Source organism: Micromonospora sp. NPDC047730 (assembly GCF_043204765.1).
Lineage (GTDB): Bacteria > Actinomycetota > Actinomycetes > Mycobacteriales > Micromonosporaceae > Micromonospora.
In genome coordinates this window covers 79,882-99,922 of sequence record NZ_JBIDCU010000001.1, presented here as the reverse complement: position 1 = coordinate 99,922, position 20,041 = coordinate 79,882, and the positions used below count along the sequence as shown (strand labels likewise).

Annotated in this window: 18 protein-coding genes and 1 riboswitch; of the genes, 7 read left to right on the top strand and 11 right to left on the bottom strand. The window is 74.2% G+C overall.

The window, feature by feature from the left end; translation table 11 throughout:
* Window positions 1-112: 112 nt before the first annotated feature.
* The 4 genes from ACGF5G_RS00425 to ACGF5G_RS00410 all read right to left on the bottom strand — a co-directional run bounded on the left by ACGF5G_RS00425 (window position 113) and on the right by ACGF5G_RS00410 (window position 5,247).
* A complete protein-coding gene (locus ACGF5G_RS00425; RefSeq protein WP_393257434.1) occupies window positions 113-961 on the bottom strand; it encodes an ABC transporter ATP-binding protein in 849 nt (282 codons plus the stop codon).
* Entirely contained in the window at window positions 958-2,061 is a 1,104-nt protein-coding gene (locus ACGF5G_RS00420) for a FecCD family ABC transporter permease (protein ID WP_393257432.1), read from the bottom strand. The genes ACGF5G_RS00425 and ACGF5G_RS00420 overlap by 4 nt, the downstream gene beginning before the upstream one ends.
* 13 nt (window positions 2,062-2,074) lie before the next feature.
* Window positions 2,075-3,010: an ABC transporter substrate-binding protein gene (locus tag ACGF5G_RS00415; RefSeq protein ID WP_393257430.1), complete on the bottom strand. Its 936-nt coding sequence runs from the start codon at window positions 3,008-3,010 to the stop codon at window positions 2,075-2,077.
* 110 nt (window positions 3,011-3,120) lie between these two features.
* A riboswitch (cobalamin riboswitch) is annotated at window positions 3,121-3,203 on the bottom strand.
* Between the two features lie 166 nt (window positions 3,204-3,369).
* Window positions 3,370-5,247 (bottom strand): M14 family metallopeptidase, encoded by a 1,878-nt coding sequence (locus ACGF5G_RS00410; protein WP_393257428.1) that lies wholly within the window; start codon window positions 5,245-5,247, stop codon window positions 3,370-3,372.
* Between the two features lie 212 nt (window positions 5,248-5,459).
* On the opposite strand from ACGF5G_RS00410, the gene ACGF5G_RS00405 reads away from it, so the two are divergent.
* Complete coding sequence (locus ACGF5G_RS00405; protein WP_393257426.1) at window positions 5,460-6,815, top strand: C39 family peptidase; 1,356 nt, start codon at window positions 5,460-5,462, stop codon at window positions 6,813-6,815.
* Between the two features lie 69 nt (window positions 6,816-6,884).
* Here the strand turns inward: ACGF5G_RS00405 and ACGF5G_RS00400 are convergent, their stop codons facing one another.
* The 3 genes from ACGF5G_RS00400 to mqnE are packed head-to-tail and all read right to left on the bottom strand — an operon-like array spanning window position 6,885 to window position 8,822.
* A complete protein-coding gene (locus tag ACGF5G_RS00400) occupies window positions 6,885-7,160 on the bottom strand; it encodes a DUF4229 domain-containing protein (RefSeq protein WP_393259160.1) in 276 nt (91 codons plus the stop codon).
* Between the two features lie 46 nt (window positions 7,161-7,206).
* The gene (locus ACGF5G_RS00395; RefSeq protein WP_393257424.1) at window positions 7,207-7,629 is read right to left on the bottom strand and encodes a hypothetical protein; all 423 of its coding nucleotides are present in this window, start codon (window positions 7,627-7,629) and stop codon (window positions 7,207-7,209) included.
* A 23-nt stretch (window positions 7,630-7,652) separates the two neighbouring features.
* Window positions 7,653-8,822: an aminofutalosine synthase MqnE gene (gene mqnE / locus ACGF5G_RS00390; protein WP_393257422.1), complete on the bottom strand. Its 1,170-nt coding sequence runs from the start codon at window positions 8,820-8,822 to the stop codon at window positions 7,653-7,655.
* A gap of 243 nt (window positions 8,823-9,065) precedes the next feature.
* Between mqnE and ACGF5G_RS00385 the strand changes: the two genes are divergently transcribed.
* From ACGF5G_RS00385 to ACGF5G_RS00370, 4 genes are all read left to right on the top strand, one after another.
* Entirely contained in the window at window positions 9,066-10,625 is a 1,560-nt protein-coding gene (locus tag ACGF5G_RS00385) for a C40 family peptidase (protein WP_393257420.1), read from the top strand.
* A gap of 166 nt (window positions 10,626-10,791) precedes the next feature.
* Entirely contained in the window at window positions 10,792-12,270 is a 1,479-nt protein-coding gene (locus ACGF5G_RS00380; RefSeq protein ID WP_393257418.1) for a hypothetical protein, read from the top strand.
* A gap of 199 nt (window positions 12,271-12,469) precedes the next feature.
* A complete protein-coding gene (locus ACGF5G_RS00375; protein ID WP_393257416.1) occupies window positions 12,470-14,350 on the top strand; it encodes a DEAD/DEAH box helicase in 1,881 nt (626 codons plus the stop codon).
* A 108-nt stretch (window positions 14,351-14,458) separates the two neighbouring features.
* The gene (locus tag ACGF5G_RS00370) at window positions 14,459-15,079 is read left to right on the top strand and encodes a putative glycolipid-binding domain-containing protein (protein WP_393259158.1); all 621 of its coding nucleotides are present in this window, start codon (window positions 14,459-14,461) and stop codon (window positions 15,077-15,079) included.
* Between the two features lie 48 nt (window positions 15,080-15,127).
* Here the strand turns inward: ACGF5G_RS00370 and ACGF5G_RS00365 are convergent, their stop codons facing one another.
* From ACGF5G_RS00365 to ACGF5G_RS00355, 3 genes are all read right to left on the bottom strand, one after another.
* Complete coding sequence (locus ACGF5G_RS00365; RefSeq protein WP_393257414.1) at window positions 15,128-16,219, bottom strand: PLP-dependent cysteine synthase family protein; 1,092 nt, start codon at window positions 16,217-16,219, stop codon at window positions 15,128-15,130.
* Between the two features lie 22 nt (window positions 16,220-16,241).
* The gene (locus ACGF5G_RS00360; RefSeq protein ID WP_393257412.1) at window positions 16,242-17,069 is read right to left on the bottom strand and encodes an SDR family oxidoreductase; all 828 of its coding nucleotides are present in this window, start codon (window positions 17,067-17,069) and stop codon (window positions 16,242-16,244) included.
* Window positions 17,070-17,153: 84 nt separating this feature from the next.
* Window positions 17,154-17,612, bottom strand: coding sequence for an Lrp/AsnC family transcriptional regulator (locus tag ACGF5G_RS00355; RefSeq protein ID WP_393257410.1), 459 nt, complete (start codon window positions 17,610-17,612; stop codon window positions 17,154-17,156).
* Between the two features lie 269 nt (window positions 17,613-17,881).
* On the opposite strand from ACGF5G_RS00355, the gene ACGF5G_RS00350 reads away from it, so the two are divergent.
* Window positions 17,882-18,148: a BldC family transcriptional regulator gene (locus ACGF5G_RS00350; protein ID WP_089002465.1), complete on the top strand. Its 267-nt coding sequence runs from the start codon at window positions 17,882-17,884 to the stop codon at window positions 18,146-18,148.
* Between the two features lie 66 nt (window positions 18,149-18,214).
* On the opposite strand, the gene ACGF5G_RS00345 is transcribed toward ACGF5G_RS00350, so the two are convergent.
* Window positions 18,215-18,844, bottom strand: coding sequence for a UbiX family flavin prenyltransferase (locus tag ACGF5G_RS00345; RefSeq protein WP_393257408.1), 630 nt, complete (start codon window positions 18,842-18,844; stop codon window positions 18,215-18,217).
* Window positions 18,845-19,038: 194 nt separating this feature from the next.
* Here ACGF5G_RS00345 and ACGF5G_RS00340 point away from each other — a divergent pair, with 194 nt between their 5' ends.
* Complete coding sequence (locus ACGF5G_RS00340; protein WP_393257406.1) at window positions 19,039-20,022, top strand: terpene synthase; 984 nt, start codon at window positions 19,039-19,041, stop codon at window positions 20,020-20,022.
* The last annotated feature ends 19 nt before the right edge of the window (window positions 20,023-20,041 follow it).

The following is a 20,041-nucleotide window of genomic DNA, read 5'->3' as shown; positions in this document are numbered from 1 at the left end:
CCCACGTTGATCATGAGGTTGTTGCGGCGACACGCCGGGCGGGGCGACAACAACTTCATGATCAACGGCAGGAGCGGGGGCGGGAAGGGCGGGAGGGGGTCAGGGGAGGGGGTCAGGGGCGTGGGTGGGGCCGGACGGGGACTACCAGGGGGCCGTGGTCGCCGTCGACGACGCGGACGGCGGCGCGGTACCAGGTGGCGAGGAGCTGCTCGGTCAGCACCTCGCGCGGGGTGCCGGCGGCCACCACCCTGCCGTCGGCGAGGAGCACCATGCGGTCGGCGTACTCGCCGGCTATCGAGAGGTCGTGCATGGTGGCGAGCACGGTCAGGCCGTGCTCGCGGCGGAGCCGGTCGACCAGCTCCAGCACCTCCTGCTGATGGCCGATGTCCAGGGCGCTGGTCGGCTCGTCCAGCAGCAGCAGGGTCGCGCCCTGGGCCAGCGCCCGGGCCAGGAAGACCCGCTGCCGCTCGCCGCCGGAGAGGGTGGCCAGCTCCCGGTCCTGGAACCCGGTCAGGTCCAGCCCGTCGAGCACGTCGTACGCGGCGGCCAGGTCGGCGGCCGACTCCCGGCCCAGCGGCGGGATGTACGGGGTGCGGCCCAGCAGCACGTAGTCGAGCACCGACATGCCGGCCGGCACGACCGGGGACTGCGCCACGGTCGCCACCACCCGGGCCCGGTCGCGGCGGCGCAGCGCCTCGCTCGGCGTACCGAAGAGGGAGATGGCGCCCGGCGCGGGCAGCAGGCCGCCGACGGCGCGCAGCAGGGTCGACTTCCCGGCACCGTTCGGGCCGATCACGGTGACCCACTCGCCCGGGGCGACGGTCAGGTCGACGCCGCCGAGGATCGGCGTGCCGTCGAGGCGGACGTGCAGGTCGCGGACCTCGACGGCGGGGACGGCGGGCCCGGTCGTCCGGTCACCGCCGTCCGCCGGCCGCGGCGCCGGCGCACGTCGCGCGCTCATCCGAGCACCCGCCGGGAGGTACGCAGGACCAGGACGAAGAACGGGCCGCCGAGCAGCGCGGTGACCACGCCGATCGGCACCTCCGCCGGGGCGGCGACGGTACGCGCGACCACGTCCGTCAGGGCCAGGAAGGCGCCGCCGAAGAGCAGCGAGAGCGGCAGGATCACCCGGTAGCTCGATCCGGCCAGCAGCCGTACGGTGTGCGGCACGATGATCCCGACGAAGCCGATCAGCCCGGAGGCGGAGACCGCGGCGGCGGTGCCGAGCGAGGCGGCGGCGATCAGCAGGTAGCGGGACCGCTGCGGGTGCAGCCCGAGGCCGGTGGCCTCGTCGTCGCCGACGGAGAGCACGTCCAGCTCCCGCCGGTGCAGCAGCACCACCAGGGCGGTGAGGAGGAAGTACGGCAGCACCAGCCGGACGTCGTGCCAGCCGGCGGTGGCGAGCCGCCCGAGCAGCCAGGAGTAGACCTGCTGGATGCTGTCGGAGTTGCGTTGCAGCAGGTAGGTCTGCCCGGCGGAGAGGAACGCGGAGACGGCCACCCCGGCCAGGATCAGCGTCGCCGTGGAGCGGGCGCGCCCGCCGGACGCCCCGAGCAGGTAGGTCATCGCCACCGCGCCGAGCGCGCCGACGAAGGCGGCCAGCGGGATGGTGAGCGGCAGCCCGGTGAGTGCGCCGCCCGCCCCCACCCCGAGGGTGATCACGGCGGTGACCGCCAGCCCGGCGCCGGCCGCCACCCCGAGCAGGTACGGGTCGGCCAGCGGGTTGCGGAACACGCCCTGGTAGCAGCCGCCGGCCAGGGCGAGCAGCCCGCCGACCAGCAGGCCGAGCACCACCCGGGGCAGCCGCAGCTCGGTGACGATGGCGATCTCCCGCTCGGTCAGCCCGCTGTCGATGCGTACCCCGGGGACGAGGTTGAGCAGCTCGGCCGCGACGCTGCCCGGCGGCAGGCTGACCGGGCCGAGCGACACCCCGGCGACCAGGGCGACCAGCACGGCGGCGACGCCGGCCACGAGCCAGCGCGGCCGCAGCCCGGCGGGCCGGGACGCGGGTAGCGTCCCGGCCCGCCGGGTGGGTCGTGCCGTGTCGAGGGCCTTGGTCATCGACGGGCGCGGCTCACGCGGGCACCTTGGCGACCGCGTCGATGATGGCCCGGAGCAGGTCCACGACGCGGGGGCCCCAGCGCGAGGCGACGTCGTCGTCGAGCGCGACGACCTGGTTGCCCTTGACCGCGGTGATGCCCGCCCAGCCGGCGCGCGCCTTGACCGTCTCCGCGCTCTGCTGGCAGCACTTGGTGTCGGCGAGGAAGACGAAGTCCGGGTCCGCCTTGACGATGACCTCCTGCGACAGCTGCGGGTAGCCGCCGTTCTTGCCGTCGGCGTCGGCCGGGTCGGCGATGTTCTCCAGGCCGGCCATGGCGTAGAGCGAGCCGATGAAGGTCTTGCTGGTGGCGGTGTACAGCTCCGGGCCGAGCTCGTGGTAGTAGGTCAGCTTCTCGGCGCGCTGCGGCAGGCCGGCGACCAGCTTGGTGATGTCGTCCTTCATCCGCTTGGTGACGTCGGCCGCCTCGCCCGCGTGGCCGGTGAGCGCGCCCAGCTCGGTGATCTGCCGGTACGAGTCGTCCAGCGTGGTCGCGGCCGGGGTGAGGTAGACCGGGATCTTCAGCGTCGTGAGCTGCTCGACGATCTTGTTGCGGTCGTCCGAGAGCACCACCAGGTCGGGGCTCTTGCCGGCGATCGCCTCGGCGTTCGGCGAGAAGCCGGAGAGGTCGGTCTTCGGCGCGTCCGGCGGGTAGTTCGAGTTGTCGTCGGCGGCCGTCACCTGCTTGCCGGCCCCGATGGCGAAGAGCATCTCGGTGGCCGAGGGCGACAGCGACACGATCTTCTCGGGCCGCTTGTCGAGGGTGAGCTTGCCGACGGTGACCGGGTAGGCGGCCGCCGCGGAGCTGCCGCCGGCGGCGGGCGTGTCGGTGGTCTTCTCGGCGCAGGCCCCGAGGGCCAGTGCGGCCACCGCGAGGGTCGCGGCGAAGAACCGGGGGGTACGTCTGAGCATCTGTCCTCCTGTCGGTCGAGGAGCGTGGTGCTTCGCCGACAGGGACCCGTGCGCCCGTCCGCGAGGCGCCCTTCCTCGAGAGCGCGAGTCGCGACCACTGACGCAGGCGACCTGGCTCGTCCCCGCCGCGCCCGGCCTCGGCCGGGAGTGGTGGGGCATCACAGTTGCGGGACAGCGCCGGTTTCGCACCGGCTTCGCTGCTAGTGGTCGGTAGAACCGTAGCGCACGCCCCGGACGTGCCTCGTCGATCCAGGTCGCATCGGCGCTTGTTGATCTACAACAGCAGCGATATGCCCTGGATCGACGCGTGCTGGGGGGTGGTGGGGCCCCGCCGGGGGCGGGGCGGGGCCCCACCGGGCTCAGGAACTCGTGATGGTGACGTTGTCCACAGCCGCCTCGACCAGGCTCGCACCCGAGGCGTCCGCCGCCTCGACCAGGATCCGCACCGACTGGCCGGCGTACGGGGTGAGGTTGACGTTCGCCACCGCCCAGGCGCCGTCGCGGTTGGTGGCCGCCCCGGACTGCGTGAACAGGGCCGTGGTGCCGCCGTTGTGCACCACGCTGACCCGGAAGTAGTCGGCCGACGAGGCGTTCGACCCGTGCGCCAGGTACCAGGCCAGCGAGAGCGTCAGCGTGCCAGAGGACGGCAGGGTCACCGCCGGCGACCGGGCGCTGGTCACGCCGCCGTCGACGTCGTAGTCGCCCGCCCCGGTGCCCGCCAGCCGGCCGGTGACCAGGTCGTTGCTCCCGCCGTACGGGGTGAGCTGCTTGGCGCCGCTGGAGGTGGTCGCCTGGGCGGCGCCCCGCTCCCACGCCCCGAGGGTCGCGGTGTCGGTGCCGTTCGGGTTGGTGGTCCACCCGGTGGCCGTCTCGAAGGTGTCCGACCAGACCGTGGTGCCGCCGCCACCGCCGCAGTACTGCGCCTCCTTGCCGATGACCCGGTACGGGCAGTCGGCGTACTCGCTGAGCAGCAGCACCGCCTCCCGGTTGCGCGAGGTCTGGGCGGGGATCACCTCGTCGGGCGGGTAGAAGCCGCCGCCGAGGGACGAGCCCGGGTACATCTCGAAGGTGTACGCCCAGATGCCGTGCTGCCCCCACATCCAGTCGATGCTGTCGCCGTCGGTGATGTAGAGGTCGCTGGACTGCTGCGGGGTGTAGCCGTTGGTGTTCGCCATCTGCTGACCGAGGGTGGCGAAGGTGCTGTACTGGTCGGCGCTCATGCCGGGAGCGGTGTTGTTGTACGTGTAGCCGAACGGCCAGAGCACCAGCTCCGAGTACGTGTGGAAGTCGATGTTGGCCTTGATCTGCTGCGTGCCGCCGACCACCCGGCTGTTGACGAAGTTGCGCAGCGCCTGGGTCTCCGGGGCGGAGAACGCCGACGGGCCCCGGTAGGTCTCCGACGAGGTCGAGCCGGACGAGCCGCCGCAGCAGCCCCACTGGTAGGACCAGTTGCGGTTCAGGTCGGTGCCCACGTACGACGAGCCGCTGTTCGGCTGCCGGTTCTTGCGCCAGGAGCGGTAGGAGCCGGTGGCGATGTCGTACTCGCTGCCGTCCGGGTTGACCGTCGGCACGATCCAGATCTCCCGGCCGTTGACGATGTCGGTGATCCGGGAGTCGGTGCCGTAGCTGTCGGTGAAGAGGTTGAGCAGGTAGATCGCCATCTCGACGGTCAGGTGCTCGCGGGCGTGCTGCTGCGAGTTGAACAGGATCTCCGGCTCGGCCTCGTCGGTGCCGACGTTGTCGGAGATCTTCACCGCCATCAGGTCGCGCCCCTCGTATGAGGAGCCGATGCTGATCTTCCGGGCGATCGAGGGATGGTCCGCGACCACCTGGTTGACCACGGCGGTCAGCTCCGCGTAGTCGTGGTAGTTGGAGTCGGCGGGCGGGAAGGCGGTCGTGCCGACGTCCCCCTCGGCGTGGCTGTGGCCGTCGGTCGACGGGGCCGGAACCGCCTCCAGCCGGAAGCCGAGCCGGGTGATCGCCGCCGCCTCGGCGGGGGTGGCCGAGACGTTCAGCACGCCGTGCTCGACGTAGTCGATGGCGGCGCCGGTGCCGGCGACCGCGGTGCGGTCGGCCACCGTACGCGGACCGAGCACCCGGTAGGACGCCGCCGGGGAGTCGGCGGCGGGCTCGGGTGCGGGCCGGGCGGTGGCCGGCGCGGCGGCGACGGTGAGCAGGCCGAACCCGGCGGCGACAGCGAGCGCCAGGCGGCGGAGGGCGGGCTTGCGGAAGGCCATGGACAACCTCCTCGGGGGGCGGGAGAAGATCCCGCTCGGTGGAGGACACTCCACCACCGCCCACATGGTCATATCAACATTCATCGCTGCCTTGTTGCATGCCATCCTGATCCTCACACCGGCAAGGATTTTCCAACCGTCGACCTCTGGCGAAAGTTCCTTCCAAGCGGGACACTGACCGGCAACGATCCGCCTGTCTCTGCGGAGGACCCATGTCCAGACCACGCCTGCGCGCGGCCACCCTCGCGGCCGCCACCGCGCTCACCCTTCTCGGCACCGCGGCACCCGCCGTCGCCGCGCCCGTCGCCGCCTCGGCGACCACCCGACCGGTGGTCCACGACGAGCAGATCACCTTCCAGGACTGGACCCGCTACCCCGACTGGCGTCAGGGCAGCCACGCCGGCACGCGGGCCGTCCCCGGCCTCCGGCCGGGCGTCACCCTGGCCACGCCGCTCGGCACCACCGACTACACCGACCCGCACACCGGCGTCACCAAGAGCTGGGAGTACGCGACCTGGACCTCCCCGGTCACCCAGGTCGGGTTCGACGCCACCGAGCTGATCGCCTCGTGGAACGCGGACACCCCGGCCGGCACCTGGATCCAGGTGGAGATGCAGGGCACCTACAACACCGGCGTCCAGACCAAGTGGTACGTGATGGGGCGGTGGGCCTCCGGCGACGCCGACATCAAGCGCACCAGCGTCAACCGGCAGGGCGACCCCTGGTCGACCATCTGGACCGACACCTTCAGCATCGACGACGCCTCCGTCGGGGTGCTGCTGCGGGCGTACCAGCTGCGGCTGACCCTCTACCGGGCGCCGGGACAGCACGCCGCCCCGGTGGTGCACACGCTGGGCGCGATGAGCTCGAACGTGCCCGACCGGTTCACCGTCGAGCCGAGCGCCGGCGGCATCGCCTGGGGCCGGGAACTCGACGTCCCCCGCTACTCGCAGAACATCCACACCGGCCACTACCCCGAGTACGACGGCGGCGGCCAGGCCTGGTGCTCCCCCACCTCCACCACGATGGTGATCGAGTACTGGGGCCGGAAGGCGTCCGAGGAGGACACCGCCTGGGTCGACCCGACCTACCCGGACCCGACGGTCAACCACGCCGCCCGGATGGTCTACGACTACCAGTACGACGGCGCCGGCAACTGGCCGTTCAACACCGCGTACGCGGCCAGCTTCCCCGGCCTGGAGGCGCGGGTCACCCGGCTGCACTCGCTGGACGAGGTGGAGCGCTTCATCGCCGCCGGCATCCCGGTGGTGACCAGCCAGTCCTTCCTGGCCAGCGAGCTGGACGGCGCGGGCTACGGCACCTCGGGGCACCTGTTCGTAATCGTCGGCTTCACCGCCGAGGGCGACGTGATCGTGAACGACCCCGCCTCGTCCAGCAACGAGGCGGTGCGCAACGTCTACCCGCGCGAGCAGTTCGAGCAGATCTGGCTGCGGACCAAGCGAATCAACGCCAGCGGCGGGGTCTCCGGCGGCTCCGGCGGCGTCGTCTACCTGATCAAGCCCGAGCGGATGCCGTGGCCGACGGTCGAAGGCTCCACCAACTGGTGATCTGACGGCCCGACGGCACGGTCGAGGGGTTCGCGTCACCCGGGTCCACCCCGGGGCGCGAGCCCCTCGTCACTTCTCGGCGGCGGGGCCGTCCGGGCCCTGGTCGTCGCCGGCGAGGGCGGAGCGGAGACGCTCCTTCTCGGTGCGGCGCCGCTCGGCGGCCTCGGCCATCTCCACCGCCATCTCGTCCCGCCAGCCCTTGAGCAGGAAGAACGAGGCGGCGGCCGAGAAGGCCAGCGCCAGCATCAGCTTGACGAAGAGGTTCATGTCGACCAGCCAGAGGGCCGCCAGCACGGCGACGAACAGCCCGATCCGGCCCAGCGTGTACTTGACCGCCGCGCTCACGTTGCGCACTCCGTTCTCCGCCGCCGGGGTGGCCCCGGCGGAAGGTTCAGCCCGTCCGGCGGGCCAGCCAGTGGACGCCGTGGAACCAGACGACCGCGTACCCGAGGGTGAACGCCGCCGCGCCCAGCCCGCCGGAGACCAGCGGGGCGAGCCCGGCGGCCAGGCCGGCCACCACCAGCCCGGCGACCAGCCCCACCGCGCCCGCCACGAGCGCCGCCACCACCCGGGCCGCCCCGAACTCCCAGGCCCGGAAGTCGTCCCAGAACAGCCAGGCCGGCAGGATGACCGCCAGCCAGCCGTTGGCCCGGCCGAAGTCACCGCTGCCGATCAGCGCGAACGCCCAGTCGAACAGCACCACCGCCAGCACGCCGATGACCAGCCCGGCCAGGCTCACCCCGAGCAGGTCGCCCAGGGTGAGGATGCGCCCCTCGGCGTCACGCCGGGGGAACCCGCTCCGCTGCTCGGTCATGGCCTACGAGATTACGTGCCGGCTCAGGCCCAGACCTGCTGCGGCTCGGCGCGGCGCTCGGCCAGGGACGGGGCGGCATCGTACTCGCGGACCACCTCGTAGCGGGTGTTCCGCTCGACGGGGCGGAAGCCGGCGTCCCAGATCAGGTGCAGCAGGTCGTCCCGGTGCATGGTGTTCGGCGTGCCGTACGAGTCGGCATCGTGGGTGATCTTGTATTCGACGACCGAGCCGTCCAGGTCGTCCACGCCGAAGTTGAGCGAGAGCTGGGCCACCGAGAGGCCGTGCATCACCCAGAAGCACTTCACGTGCGGGACGTTGTCGAAGAGCAGCCGGGAGACCGCGAAAGTCTTCAGCGACTCGGCCGGCGAGGCCATCGTCGTCCGCGCCTGGATCCGGTTACGGATCTTGCCGTCCGCCGAGTCGACGAAGTCGTGCTGGTAACGCAGCGGAATGAAGACCATGAAGCCGCCGGTCTCGTCCTGCAACTCGCGCAGCCGCAGCACGTGGTCCACCCGGTGCCGGGGCTCCTCGATGTGGCCGTAGAGCATGGTCGACGGCGTCTTCATGCCCTTGCCGTGCGCCAGGCGGTGGATCCGCGACCAGTCCTCCCAGTGGCAGGCGTGGTCGACGATGTGCTGGCGGACCTCCCAGTCGAAGATCTCCGCGCCGCCGCCGGTCAGCGACTCCAGGCCGGCGTCCATCAGCTCGTCGAGGATCTCGTCGGCGCTCAGGCCGCTGATCTTCTCGAACCACTGCACCTCGGTCGCGGTGAACGCCTTGAGCTTGACGTTCGGCAGCGCCGCCTTCAGCTCGCGCAAGACCTTCGGGTAGTAGCGCCAGGGCAGGGTCGGGTGCAGGCCGTTGACGATGTGCAGCTCGGTGAGCTGCTCGTCCTCCATCTCCTTGGCCTTGCGGACCGCCTCGTCGATACGCATCGTGTAGGCGTCCTTCTCGCCCGGCTTGCGCTGGAACGAGCAGTACGCGCACGAGGCGGAGCAGACGTTGGTGAGGTTGAGGTGCCGGTTGACGTTGAACATCACCCGGTCGCCGTTGAGCTCCGTACGCCTGTGGTGGGCCAGCCGCCCCAGCCACGTCAGGTCGTCGCTGTCGTAGAGGGCGATGCCGTCCTCGCGGGTCAGCCGCTCGCCGGCGTACACCTTCGCTTCGAGCTCACGCTTGAGTCCGGCGTCCATCGAAAGCCACGTCCCTTCCACCTGCGGTAGGAATCGAGCCTACGTCCACCTGCCGACGCCGCCGCAGCACGGTCGGCCCCCGTGGGCCGGTTCACCGAACTCTCAGCCTCCCGTTACCTCTCGACGCATCGACATGGCTGCGTGGGTGAGGTAAGACAGGATGGGACGTTCGCCACACACTGGTAGCGTCCTCACGGCCGCGTCCACCCTGACGCGGCGACACCACGCCGGACGGGGAGCGGAATGGTCGACAGCGGGCGCGGGCGACGGCAGCGACGACGGAGCCCGGTGGTCTCGCCGGTACTGCGTCCGGCGCTCTGGTCCGCCCTGCTCGGAGCCGTCGCCGCCACGGTCCTCGCCAACCCGGTCCACGCCGACCCGGCGCTGCCCACCAGCGTCCCCGACACCGGCCTCCGGCCGGCCGTCACCGGTCAGCTCCAGCTCCCCGGCGGCGCGCCCGTCACCGGGGCGCCGGGCCTCGGCGGGGTGCCGGGCGTGCCGGCCGGCAACCTGATCGACGGCCCGCTCGCCACCCAGATCTACGCCGCCGAGGCCCAGGTCGGGCAGCTCCGCGACCAACTGCTCGTGCTGCTGCAGAAGCGCACCGAGGCCGAGGGCCAGCGGGCCACCGCCGAACGCGACCTCGCACTCGCCCGGGACGCGCTGGCCCGCGCCCAGGAGGGCGCCGACGCCGCCGCCGCGGGCGCGTTCAAGGCCGCCGCCGCCCTCCCGCCCGGCGAGTTCGCCAACGACCTGCACGAGCTGAGCCGGCTCTCCCGGATCATCCGCGGCGAGAAGGCCGAGGGCGGCACCACCGCCGCCGAGGGCGAGCTGTCCCGGGCCCGCACCGGCGAGCAGGTGGCCGGCCAGGCACTGGTCTCGGCCGAGTCCCGACTCAAGGGCGCCCAGACGGAATACGCCGCCGGCGAGAAGGCCCTGCGCGACGCCGAAGCGAAGCTGGCCAAGCTGCGCCGGGACAACGCCGCGCAGCTCATCGAGCTGGAGCGCCAGCAGGAGGCCCTCGACCAGCAGCTCGGCGCCGGCTACGTCGGCAACGAGACCGCCAACGGCCTGGCCGCCCACCCCACGGCTCTGAAGGCCCTGGCGTACGCCAAGGCGCAGCTCGGCGACCCCTACCTGTGGGCCGCCGAGGGGCCGGACCGGTTCGACTGCTCCGGCCTGATCTACGCCGCCTACCGGTCGGCGGGCTACTACGGGCTGCCCCGGGTCTCCCGGGACCAGTACTACGCCACCCGGTCCCGCACCGTGTCCCGCAGCGCGCTGCTCCCCGGTGACCTGCTCTTCTTCGCCTCCGGCACGAGCTGGACGACGATCCACCACATGGGCATGTACGTCGGCGGCGGCAAGATGATCCACGCGCCGACCACCGGCGACGTCGTCAAGATCTCCACGGTGCGCTGGTCCCGGCTCTACGCCGCCACCCGGGTGATCGGGGCGGTGCCCGCGCCGACGAGCACCCCGTCGCCGTCGCCGACGCAGAGCAAGCCGCCCTCGCCGAAGCCGACGGAGAGCCCCAAGCCGACCCCGAAGCCCACCTCCCCGTCGCCGTCCCCGTCGACCTCGCCCTCGGCGACCCCCACCGGTTCGCCGTCGCCCACGACCTCGCCCAGTGCGTCGACCTCGCCGTCGCCGTCCTCGACCGGGTCGTCGCCGGCGGCGAGCCGCTCGGCCTCGTCGGAGCCGAGCGCCACGTCCGGCAGCGTGGCGCCGACCACGGCGGCGAGCAGCACCGACCCGGAGGGCAGCACGTCAGCCACCACCTCGGCCAGCACGGGTAGCTGACCGGGACGCGCCGGCTCCGCCCGGCGCGCCGACGCCGGTCGCCACGGGCCAGGGGCCCGGAACGCACTCCGGCTGTGCCGCCGGGCCGGAATATGGCACGGTGACAGTCAGGCACGCCCGGTCCGACGTCGCGGATCCGGGCGCGAGCGCGGCGCGGAGGGCGAGCATGGCCGAGCAAGAGGTTCCGGCGGAGCCGGTCGACCACGGATCCACGCCCGACCGGAGCCGCGCCGACGCCCCGGCGCCCACCGGCGGGTCCATCGCGACCTCGGCCGACGGCAGCCCGGCGTCGGGCACCGGCTCCGCGGGCACGTCGGGGCCGTCGACGGAGCCGCCCGCCGACGACGTACGCCGACAGCCCGCCCGGGGCCGGGTGAGCGTGGCCACCGCGGCCGCGCCCGGCAGGGGCGACGCGGCACCGCCGGCCCGCCCGACCGCCGGCACCACCTACCGGGCCACCGGTGCTGCCGCTCCGGCCGGCACGCCGGTCCCCGAGCAGCGGGCCGCGGCGGCCCGGGCCAGCGCCGCCGTGCCCGGGATGCGACGGGTCTCCGCCGACGAGGCCTCGGCCATCCGGTCGACCACGGGCGAGGCGAGGGTCTACCGGGCGGCGCCGGTCAACCCGGAGCCGCCGGAGCCCGCCCAGCCGCCGGAACCGGCACAGCCGCCCAAGCCGCCGGTGCCGGAGCCCGAGCCGGCGCCGGCCCCCGTGCCGCCGGTGCCCGGCCCGACCCCGCCGTCCCCGGCCCCGCCGGTCCCGACCCCGGCCCCGCCGGTCCCGACCCCGCCGATCCCCGTCCCGACGCCGCCCCGGCCGGGGCCCACCCCACCGGGCCCGGTGCCGCCCGTGCCGGGTCCGCCGACGCCGCCGCCCGGGCCGCCGGTGCCCGCCCCGCCGCCACCGCCCGGCCCGATGCCGGCGCCGCCGTTCCCGCCGCCGCCCGCCACGGCCACCGCGCCCGTCCCGGCCCCGCCGGCAGCGCCCGCGAGCCCGCCGGCGTCCCCGGTCCCGTCTGTCTCTGCCCCGCCAGCGTCCGCGCCGTCGTTGTCGTTCACCACGCCGTCGGCCTCCCCGCCGCTGCTCTCCACCCCGCCAGCGTCCGCGCCGCCGTTCGCCGCGCCGCAGGCCTCCGCCCCGCCGGCGTCCGCGCCGCCGGTCTCCGCGGGGCCCGTACCCGCTCCCGCGCTGCCGACCTGGCCGGCGCCGACCAGCCCCGGTGACCGCCGGCCGGGCGGCACCGAGCCGGCCACGGCCCCCGGGGAGGCACGCCGGCTGACCGATCGCCCCGCCGACGCGGGTCGTGGCGGAGGCCCGGCGGCGCCGGGCGGGCGGCCCGACGCCGCCCCCGCCGGGCGCTTCGACGGCGGGACCGACCTGGGCACGATCTACGGTGCCGGCTCGGAAGGCCCGGGCTTCGCCACCGTCTCCTTCCCGACCAACCCGCAGGAGAACTCCGGCTCGTTGACCGGGCACATCCTGGCCCAGGGCTGGACGGAGACCCCCACCGAGGAGCGGTCCAGCACGGCCAGGGTCATGATCGTCCTGGCCGCCTCGCTGGGTCTGCTCGTGGCGATCAGCGTGCTGGTCGTCCTGCTGGCCACCGACACCGTGGGCGGTCTGGTGGGCGGCGTCCTGACCAAGTGAGCCGCCCGGCGACGACCATGGTGAGCCCGCCCACTACCGATCCGTGGTGCGGTGGCGGGTTCGCCGCTCCGCCGTACACTGGTGGAGATCACTGACCCGGCGCGCGTCATGCGCGCCCATGGGCGATCTTGCGGGCGATTCGGCGGCGTTCAGCTGCGGCAGGCCGACGCGAAGATGCGCCCCGCTCGAAAGGCATTTCTTGACCGCGTTTGCTGAACCCAGCACGTTTCCGCCCGCCCTCGACACCGCCGACGCGCAGGCCCTCGTCGAGCGGGACGCCACCCCGCAGGACTCCGCCGCACCGGTGCCGGCCGAGGCCACCGACTTCGCCACGCTGGGGCTGCCCCAGCCGCTGGTCCGCGCGCTCGCCCGGCAGGGCATCACCGCCCCGTTCGAGATCCAGCGCGCCACCATGCCGGACGCGCTCGCCGGCCGGGACGTCCTCGGTCGGGGCCAGACCGGCTCCGGCAAGACCCTGGCCTTCGGCCTGCCGCTGCTGGCCCGGGTGGCCGACGGCGAGCGGGCCCGGCCGCTGCACCCGCGGGCCCTGGTCCTGGTGCCGACCCGCGAGCTCGCCATGCAGGTCAACGACGCGCTGCTGCCGCTCGGCAAGGCCGTCGGCGTGTTCCTGAAGACCGCCGTCGGCGGCGTGCCGTACGACCGGCAGATCGACGCCCTGCGGCGCGGCGTGGAGATCGTCGTGGCCACCCCGGGCCGGCTGGGCGACCTGATCGCCCGGGGCGTGTGCCACCTGGACGACGTGGAGATCACGGTCCTCGACGAGGCCGACCAGATGGCCGACATGGGCTTCCTGCCCGAGGTCACCGAGCTGCTGGCGAAGACGCCGGCGGGCACCCAGCGGCTGCTCTTCTCGGCCACTCTGGACGGTGACGTCGACGCGCTGGTCAAGCGGTTCATGACCGATCCGGTGACCCACTCGACCGCCCCGTCCACCGCATCGGTGTCCACCATGGACCACCACATGCTGCTGATCCCGCCGCACGACAAGTTCCCGGTAGCGGCGTCCATCGCGGCCCGGGACGGGCGGACCATGGTCTTCGCCCGCACCCAGCTCGGCGTCGACCGGCTGGTCGAGCAGCTCGCCGCCGTGGGCGTACGCGCGGGTGGCCTGCACGGCGGCAAGACGCAGCGGATGCGTACCCGCACGCTGGCCGAGTTCCGTGAGGGTCGAATGAACGTCCTGGTCGCCACGGACGTGGCGGCCCGGGGCATCCACGTGGACGGCGTCTCGCTGGTGCTGCACGTCGACCCGCCGAAGGACCCGAAGGACTACCTGCACCGCGCGGGGCGTACCGCTCGGGCCGGGGAGTCGGGCGCGGTCGCCACGCTGGTGCTGCCGAAGCAACGCCGGACGACCCTCGCCATGCTGGAGAAGGCCGGCGTGGCGCCGGCCGAGACCCGGGTGCGCGCCGGCGACCCGGCGCTCGCCGAGCTGACCGGCGCCCGCGAGCCGAGCGGCGTCCCGGTCCGCAACGAGCCCGAGGAGCCGCGCCGGCACGGCGACCGGCCGGGCGGCCCGCGCCGCTACGGCGACCGCCCCCAGGGCGAGCGCCGCTACGGCGATCGGCCCACCGAGGGACGCGGCTACGGCGAGCGGGGCTTCGCGGACCGGGGCGAGCGCCGCTACGGCGACCGGCCGCACGGCGAGCGCGGCTACGGCGACCGCCCCCAGGGCGAGCGCCGCTACGGCGACCGGCCCACCGAGGGACGCGGCTACAGCGACCGGGACGGGCGCGGCGAGCGCCGCTACGGCGACCGGCCGCAGGGCGACCGCCGCGGCTACGGCGACCGGCCCCAGGGCGAGCGCCGCTACGGCGACCGGCCCACGGAGGGGCGCGGCTACGGCGACCGGCCCACCGACAGCCGGGGCTACGGCGATCGACCGCAGGGCGAGCGCCGCTACGGCGACCGGCCCACCGAGGGACGCGGCTACGGCGAGCGCGGCGAGCGGCGCTTCGGCGACCGGAGCGGCTTCCGGCCCGAGGGCCGGGGTCGCGACGACCGGCCGCGCGACGAGCGGCGGGGCTTCGGCGGGCGACCGCCGTCGCGTACCCACTGATCACGAGCACCGACCGGAACGCCGTCGCGGAGCCCACGCTCCACGGCGGCGTTTTCGCATCCGCTGCCGGTGTCGGTCGCGTCGCGTAACGTCCGGCTCATGCCGACCATGCCGAAGTCGCTCTTCTGGACGCGGGCGGACACCGCCGGCACGGAGCACGCGCTGTTCGACGACGGCCGGGGGCTGACCGCTCGGGGCACGCTCACGGCTGTCGACCCGGTCCCCTACACCTGTCGCTACCAGCTCACCACCGACCCGCAGTGGGTGACCGCCCGGGCCGAGGTCGAGGTGGAGGGCTCCGGGTGGCGGCGGAGCGTACGCCTGGAACGGGCCGGCGACCGGTGGCGGGTGACCACCGGCGAGCAGGGCGACCTGGACGCGGCGCTGCGGGCCGCCGGCCATCCACCCGCCGGGCTGCCCGGCACGGACGACCCGGACCGGCTGGCCGAGGCGCTGGACGTCGACCTCGGCGGTTCGCCGCTGTTCAACGCCCTGCCGGTGCACCGTCTCGGGTTGCCCCGCGCGCCGGCCGACACGCCGCACCGGGTCGCCGTCGCCTGGGTGCTGGTGCCCAGCCTAATGGTGGTGCCCGCCGAGCAGGTCTACACGCCGCTCGGCCCCGGCCGGGTCCGCTTCACCAGCGACACGTTCACCGCCGACATCGACCTCGACGCCGACGGCTACGTGGTGCGCTACCCGGGGTTGGCCGAGCGCGTCGACCCGCGCTGACTACCTGGCCCCGTGCCGGAGTCGGCCGGCCGGACGTGCCGCCGCGGGTCAGGCCGGCCAGGCGCCGTCGGCGAGGAAGCGCTCGATCGTCGCCAGGTGCGGGCCCAGGTCGAGCCCCTGGGCGGCCACCCAGTCGTCGGCGTAGTAGGTGTCGGCGTAGCGGTCGCCGGCGTCGCAGATCAGGGTGACCACCGAGCCGGTGCGGCCCTCGGCGAGCATCTCCGCGATCAGCCCGAAGGCGCCCCACAGGTTCGTGCCGGTCGAGCCACCCACCCGGCGGCCGAGCACGGCCGAGCCGGCCCGCATGGCGGCCAGCGAGGCGGCGTCGGGCACCTGGACCATCCGGTCAACCACCGAGGGCAGGAACGACGCCTCGACGGTCGGCCGGCCGATCCCCTCGATCCGCGAGCCGCGCCCGGTGCGGACCGACCAGTCGGCCGCCTGCCAGGCGGGATAGAACGCGGAGTTCTCCGGGTCGACCACGCAGAGCTTGGTGGGCAGCCGCCGGTAGCGGGCGTACCGGCCGATGGTGGCGCTGGTGCCGCCGGTGCCGGCGCCCACCACGATCCACGCCGGCACGGGGTGCCGCTCCAGGGCGAGCTGCGCGTAGATCGACTCGGCGATGTTGTTGTTGCCCCGCCAGTCGGTGGCCCGCTCGGCGAAGGTGAACTGGTCCATGAAGCGCCCGCCGGAGTCCTCCGCCAGCCAGCGGGCCTCGACGACCACCTTGGCCGGGTCGTCGACGAGGTGGCAGCGGCCGCCCTGGAACTCGATCTGGGCGATCTTCTCCGGCGAGGTGGAGGCCGGCATCACGGCGATGAACGGCAGCCCCAGCATCCGCGCGAAGTACGCCTCCGAGACCGCCGTCGAGCCGGAGGACGCCTCGACGATCGTGGTGCCCGGACCGATCCAGCCGTTGCACAGCCCGTAGAGGAAGAGCGAGCGGGCCAGCCGGTGCTTGAGGGAGCCGGTGGGGTGCACCGACTCGTCCTTCAGGTAGAGGTCGATCCCCCACGCCCGGGGCAGCGGGAACGGCAGCAGGTGGGTGTCGGCGGACCGGTTGGCGTCCGCCTCGACGGTGGCGATCGCATCGGTCACCCAGCGCCGGCTGGCCTCGTCGCACCGGTCGAGATGAGTCACGTCCGAAACCTAGCAAGCCCGCTCAGCGCGGCTCGGCTCCGGCCCGGCGGCGCTGGCGGCGCTGACCCGCCCGGCCGGCCGCGAGGATCAGCGGGGCGAGCCGCACGGCCGGGCCGGGCAGCGCGTCGAGCAGCCGGACCTGCGCGCCGCGCCAGCGCGGCACGCTGACCACCGGGCGGGGCCGGCGGGCCAGGCGCGCGGCCCGGCGGGCCACCCGCTCGGGGTGCAGCAGCGTCCCGGTGAAGGAGGCCGCGGCGCCCGGGTCGTCGAGCCGGTCGTGCAGCATCGGCGTCCAGATCCCGTCCGGGCAGAGGCACGACACGTGTACGCCCCGGTGCCCGGCCAGCCGCAGGTCGGCGAGGGTGCCGATGCTGAAGGCCACCAGGGCGTGCTTGCTGGCCGCGTAGACGGTCTCGCCGGGGGCGGCCACCAGCCCGGCCAGCGAGACGACGTTGACCACGTGCCCGTGCCCCTGCGCCCGCATGACGGCCAGAGCGGCGAGGGTGCCGTTCATCGCGCCGAGTGTGTTCACCTCGACCACCCGGCGGCGGGTCGCCGCGTCGTGCTCCCAGGAGGGGCCGGTGACGAGGATGCCGGCGTTGTTCACCCAGAGGCCGAGCCCGCCCCGGCCGGCCGCCTCGGCGGCGACGGCGGCGCAGGCGGCCTCGTCGCGGACGTCCAGCGGGCGGGACCAGCCGCCGAGCGGCGCGGCGGCGTCGGCCACCGCCCCGGCGTCGAGGTCGGTGAGGAGCACCGGCCAGCCGTCGGCGTGCAGGGCGGCGGCGATGGCCCGGCCGAGGCCGCCGGCGGCGCCGGTGACCACGGCCGCCCCGGGGACGGGCTTCGTCATCGGCGCACGCTATCGCCGCCGGCTGCGGGACGCCAGGGCCGGCGGGACGACCCGGCGGGCCAGGCGGGCCCCGTGCCGCGGCGGTCAGGTGGTGGGCGCCACCGGGGGCTGCGGGCGGTTCTCCCACTTGGTGGAGAGGGCGATGCCGGTCCGGGTGGAGGCGACGCCGGGGGTCCGGTTCAGCCGCACGATCAGCCGCTCCAGCTCCGCGATGGTGCCGACCCTGGCCTTGAGCAGGAACGACTCGACGCCGGCCATGAAGTAGCAGGACTCGATCTCGGGCATCTGCCGGAACGCCTCGAGCACGTCGTCGGTGTCGGCGCCCGAGTCCTGGATGATCCCGATGAGCGCGGTGACGGCGAGGCCGATCGACTCGGGCTCCACCTCCGCCCGGTACGCCCGGATCACGCCGCCGGACTCCAGCTTGCCGACCCGTTCGTGCACGGCCGGCGCGGAGAGGCCCACCTGCCGGGCCAGCTCGGCGTAGGACAGGCGGGCGTTGCCGCGCAGCAGTTCCACGAGGCTCAGGTCGATGGCGTCCACGGACTGTAGACCCTAGCGGTCCGGGCGTAACGTCGGGCATTCGGAGCGCGTTGAACATGACAGGGTGTAGTCGTTCGCAAACTCACAGTCAAGGGAGTCGTCCGCAGGTAATATTTCCTAACTTCCCACTCAGTGCGTTTTTCGCGTTTGGCGGACAGGCCAGGTCGCTGGTGCTGTAATTGCCATACGTCCCTCATGACGGCTCTGGGCTCGCACCGGCCGGGGGCAGTGTGTTCAGCCGGGGGCTTCGTCGACGCGAGGAGGGGGCTGTGGACACTGGAGATCGCCTGCTGACACCGGGTGAAGTTGCCGCACTGTTTCGGGTTGACCCGAAGACTGTGACGCGATGGGCGGCGGCGGGCCGGATAGGCAGCATCCGGACTCCAGGCGGGCACCGCCGGTTTCGGGAATCCGAGGTGCGGGCCCTGCTTGAGGGTGAGGGCATGTTGGACGAGGCGGAGGACGTCGGCAAGCCGCGCAACGCGGGGCCGGCCGCCTCGACCGGCCCGGGCCCGGCCAACGCGGGAATGTACTGACCGGTGCGGATCGGCGCGCGGACCGGACACCGACTCCGGTCCGCGGCCCTGTGAACCCGGCCGGGCTCAGTCCCGCGCCGCGCCCAACTCACCAGACCAGCGGCGGAACAGGTCGTGCGGTACGCCGAGGGCGTCCAGCACCTTGCCGGCGACGAAGTCGACGAGCTGCTGGGCGGAGGCCGCCGCCCCCGCGCCGTAGAAGCCGGGGCTGGCCGGCAGCACCACCGCCCCGGCGTCGTGCAGGGCGATCAGGTGCTCCAGGTGGCTGCGGGTCACCGGCGTCTCCCGGGGCACCACCACCACCGGCCGGCGCTCCTTGAGGTTCACCTCGGCGGCGCGCTGGAGCAGGTCCTTGGAGAGCCCGATGGCGATGCCGGCGCAGGCCGCCGTACTCGCCGGGACCACCGCCATCCCGCGTACCCGGTAGGAGCCGCTGCTCGGGCCGGCCGCCAGGTCGCCGGCGGGCCAGTGTCGCACGTCGGCGCCCGCGAGATCCCGGCCCAGCCAGGTGGCCAGGTCCTCCGCCCAGTGCGCGTCCCGGAACGGGCGGCCGGTCTCGTCCAGAACCGTCAGCCGGGCGGCCCGGGAGACGATCAGGTCCACCGGCTCCCCGGCGTCGATCAGCGCCCGCACGACGGCCGCCGCGTACGGCGTCCCGGACGCCCCGGAGACCCCGACCACCCATGGTTCCCGCATGCCACCAGCCTGCCTGGTCGCTCGCCGGCGCCGTCGGGCACCCCCCGGACCGGCGCCCGCCCGGGATACCCGCCTCCGGGGTGGTTTGTCCCCGACGAGCGCGATGTCGGCCGGGATCGCGGGCATCCCGGCGACCTGACATGCTGCCGGGACGATTCGCACCGGACGCAGATCGCACGCGGGAGGAATCGGTGATGACCGACGAGATCCTCTGGTCGCTACGGTCGGAGTGCCCCATCCCGCCCCGGCTCTCGCCGCACGCCGACCGGGTGCAGGGCTGGCTGACCGACGACCTGCTGCCGGGCCTCGGCCTGCCGGCCGACGACGGGACGCCGCAACGGCTGGCCCGCGCCGGCGTCGCCCGGTACGCCGGCCGCCTCTACCCGGGCGCCACGGAGTCCGACCTGCGTGTGCTGGCCGCGCTGTTCACCTGGTTCTTCCTGGTCGACGACGCGTGCGACGGGCCGGGCCGGCTCGGCACGGACGAGATCCGGGCGCTGCGCGCCGGCGCGCTGACCCTGCTGCGTGAGGGCCCCCGGATCCGGCACGCCGGACTCACCGGGCCGCTGCGGCGGCTGCTGGTGCGCGCGTGGCGGGAGCCGCGCCGCCGGATGCCGGCCCGCTGGCGGCTGCGCTTCGCCGAGGCGGTCGCCGACCACCTCGACGGCACGTGGCGGGAGGCGGTCAACAAGTCGGCCGGACGCCACCCCGACGTCGCCGAGTACGTCGAGCTGCGGCGCGCCACCTCCGCCACGTACGTGTCGTACCCGCTGGTGGAGTTCGTCACCGGGCGTCCGCTGCCCGACGCGGTGCACCACCACCCGCTACTGCGCCGGGTCGCCACCACCGGGAACGACCTGGTCTCCTGGTACAACGACCTGGCCTCGCTGGAGCGCGACCGGGCCACCTCGGGTGGGCACAACCTGGTGCTGGCGACCGCCGCCGAGCACGGGGTGCCGGTGGAGACCGCGGTCGCGCTGACCGCCGAGCGCTGGCGGGCGTCGATGCGGCGCTTCGTCGAGCTGCGGGCGGCGGTGCCGTCGTTCGGGCCGGCGCTGGACGAGGCGGTCACCGACCACCTCGACGGGGTGGCGAACGCCGTCCGGGCGACCGTCGACTGGACGCTGGAGAGCGACCGCTACCCGGGCTCCCGCCCCGAGCCCGCCGCCCTCCGCTGACCCTCGCCGCCCACACCCC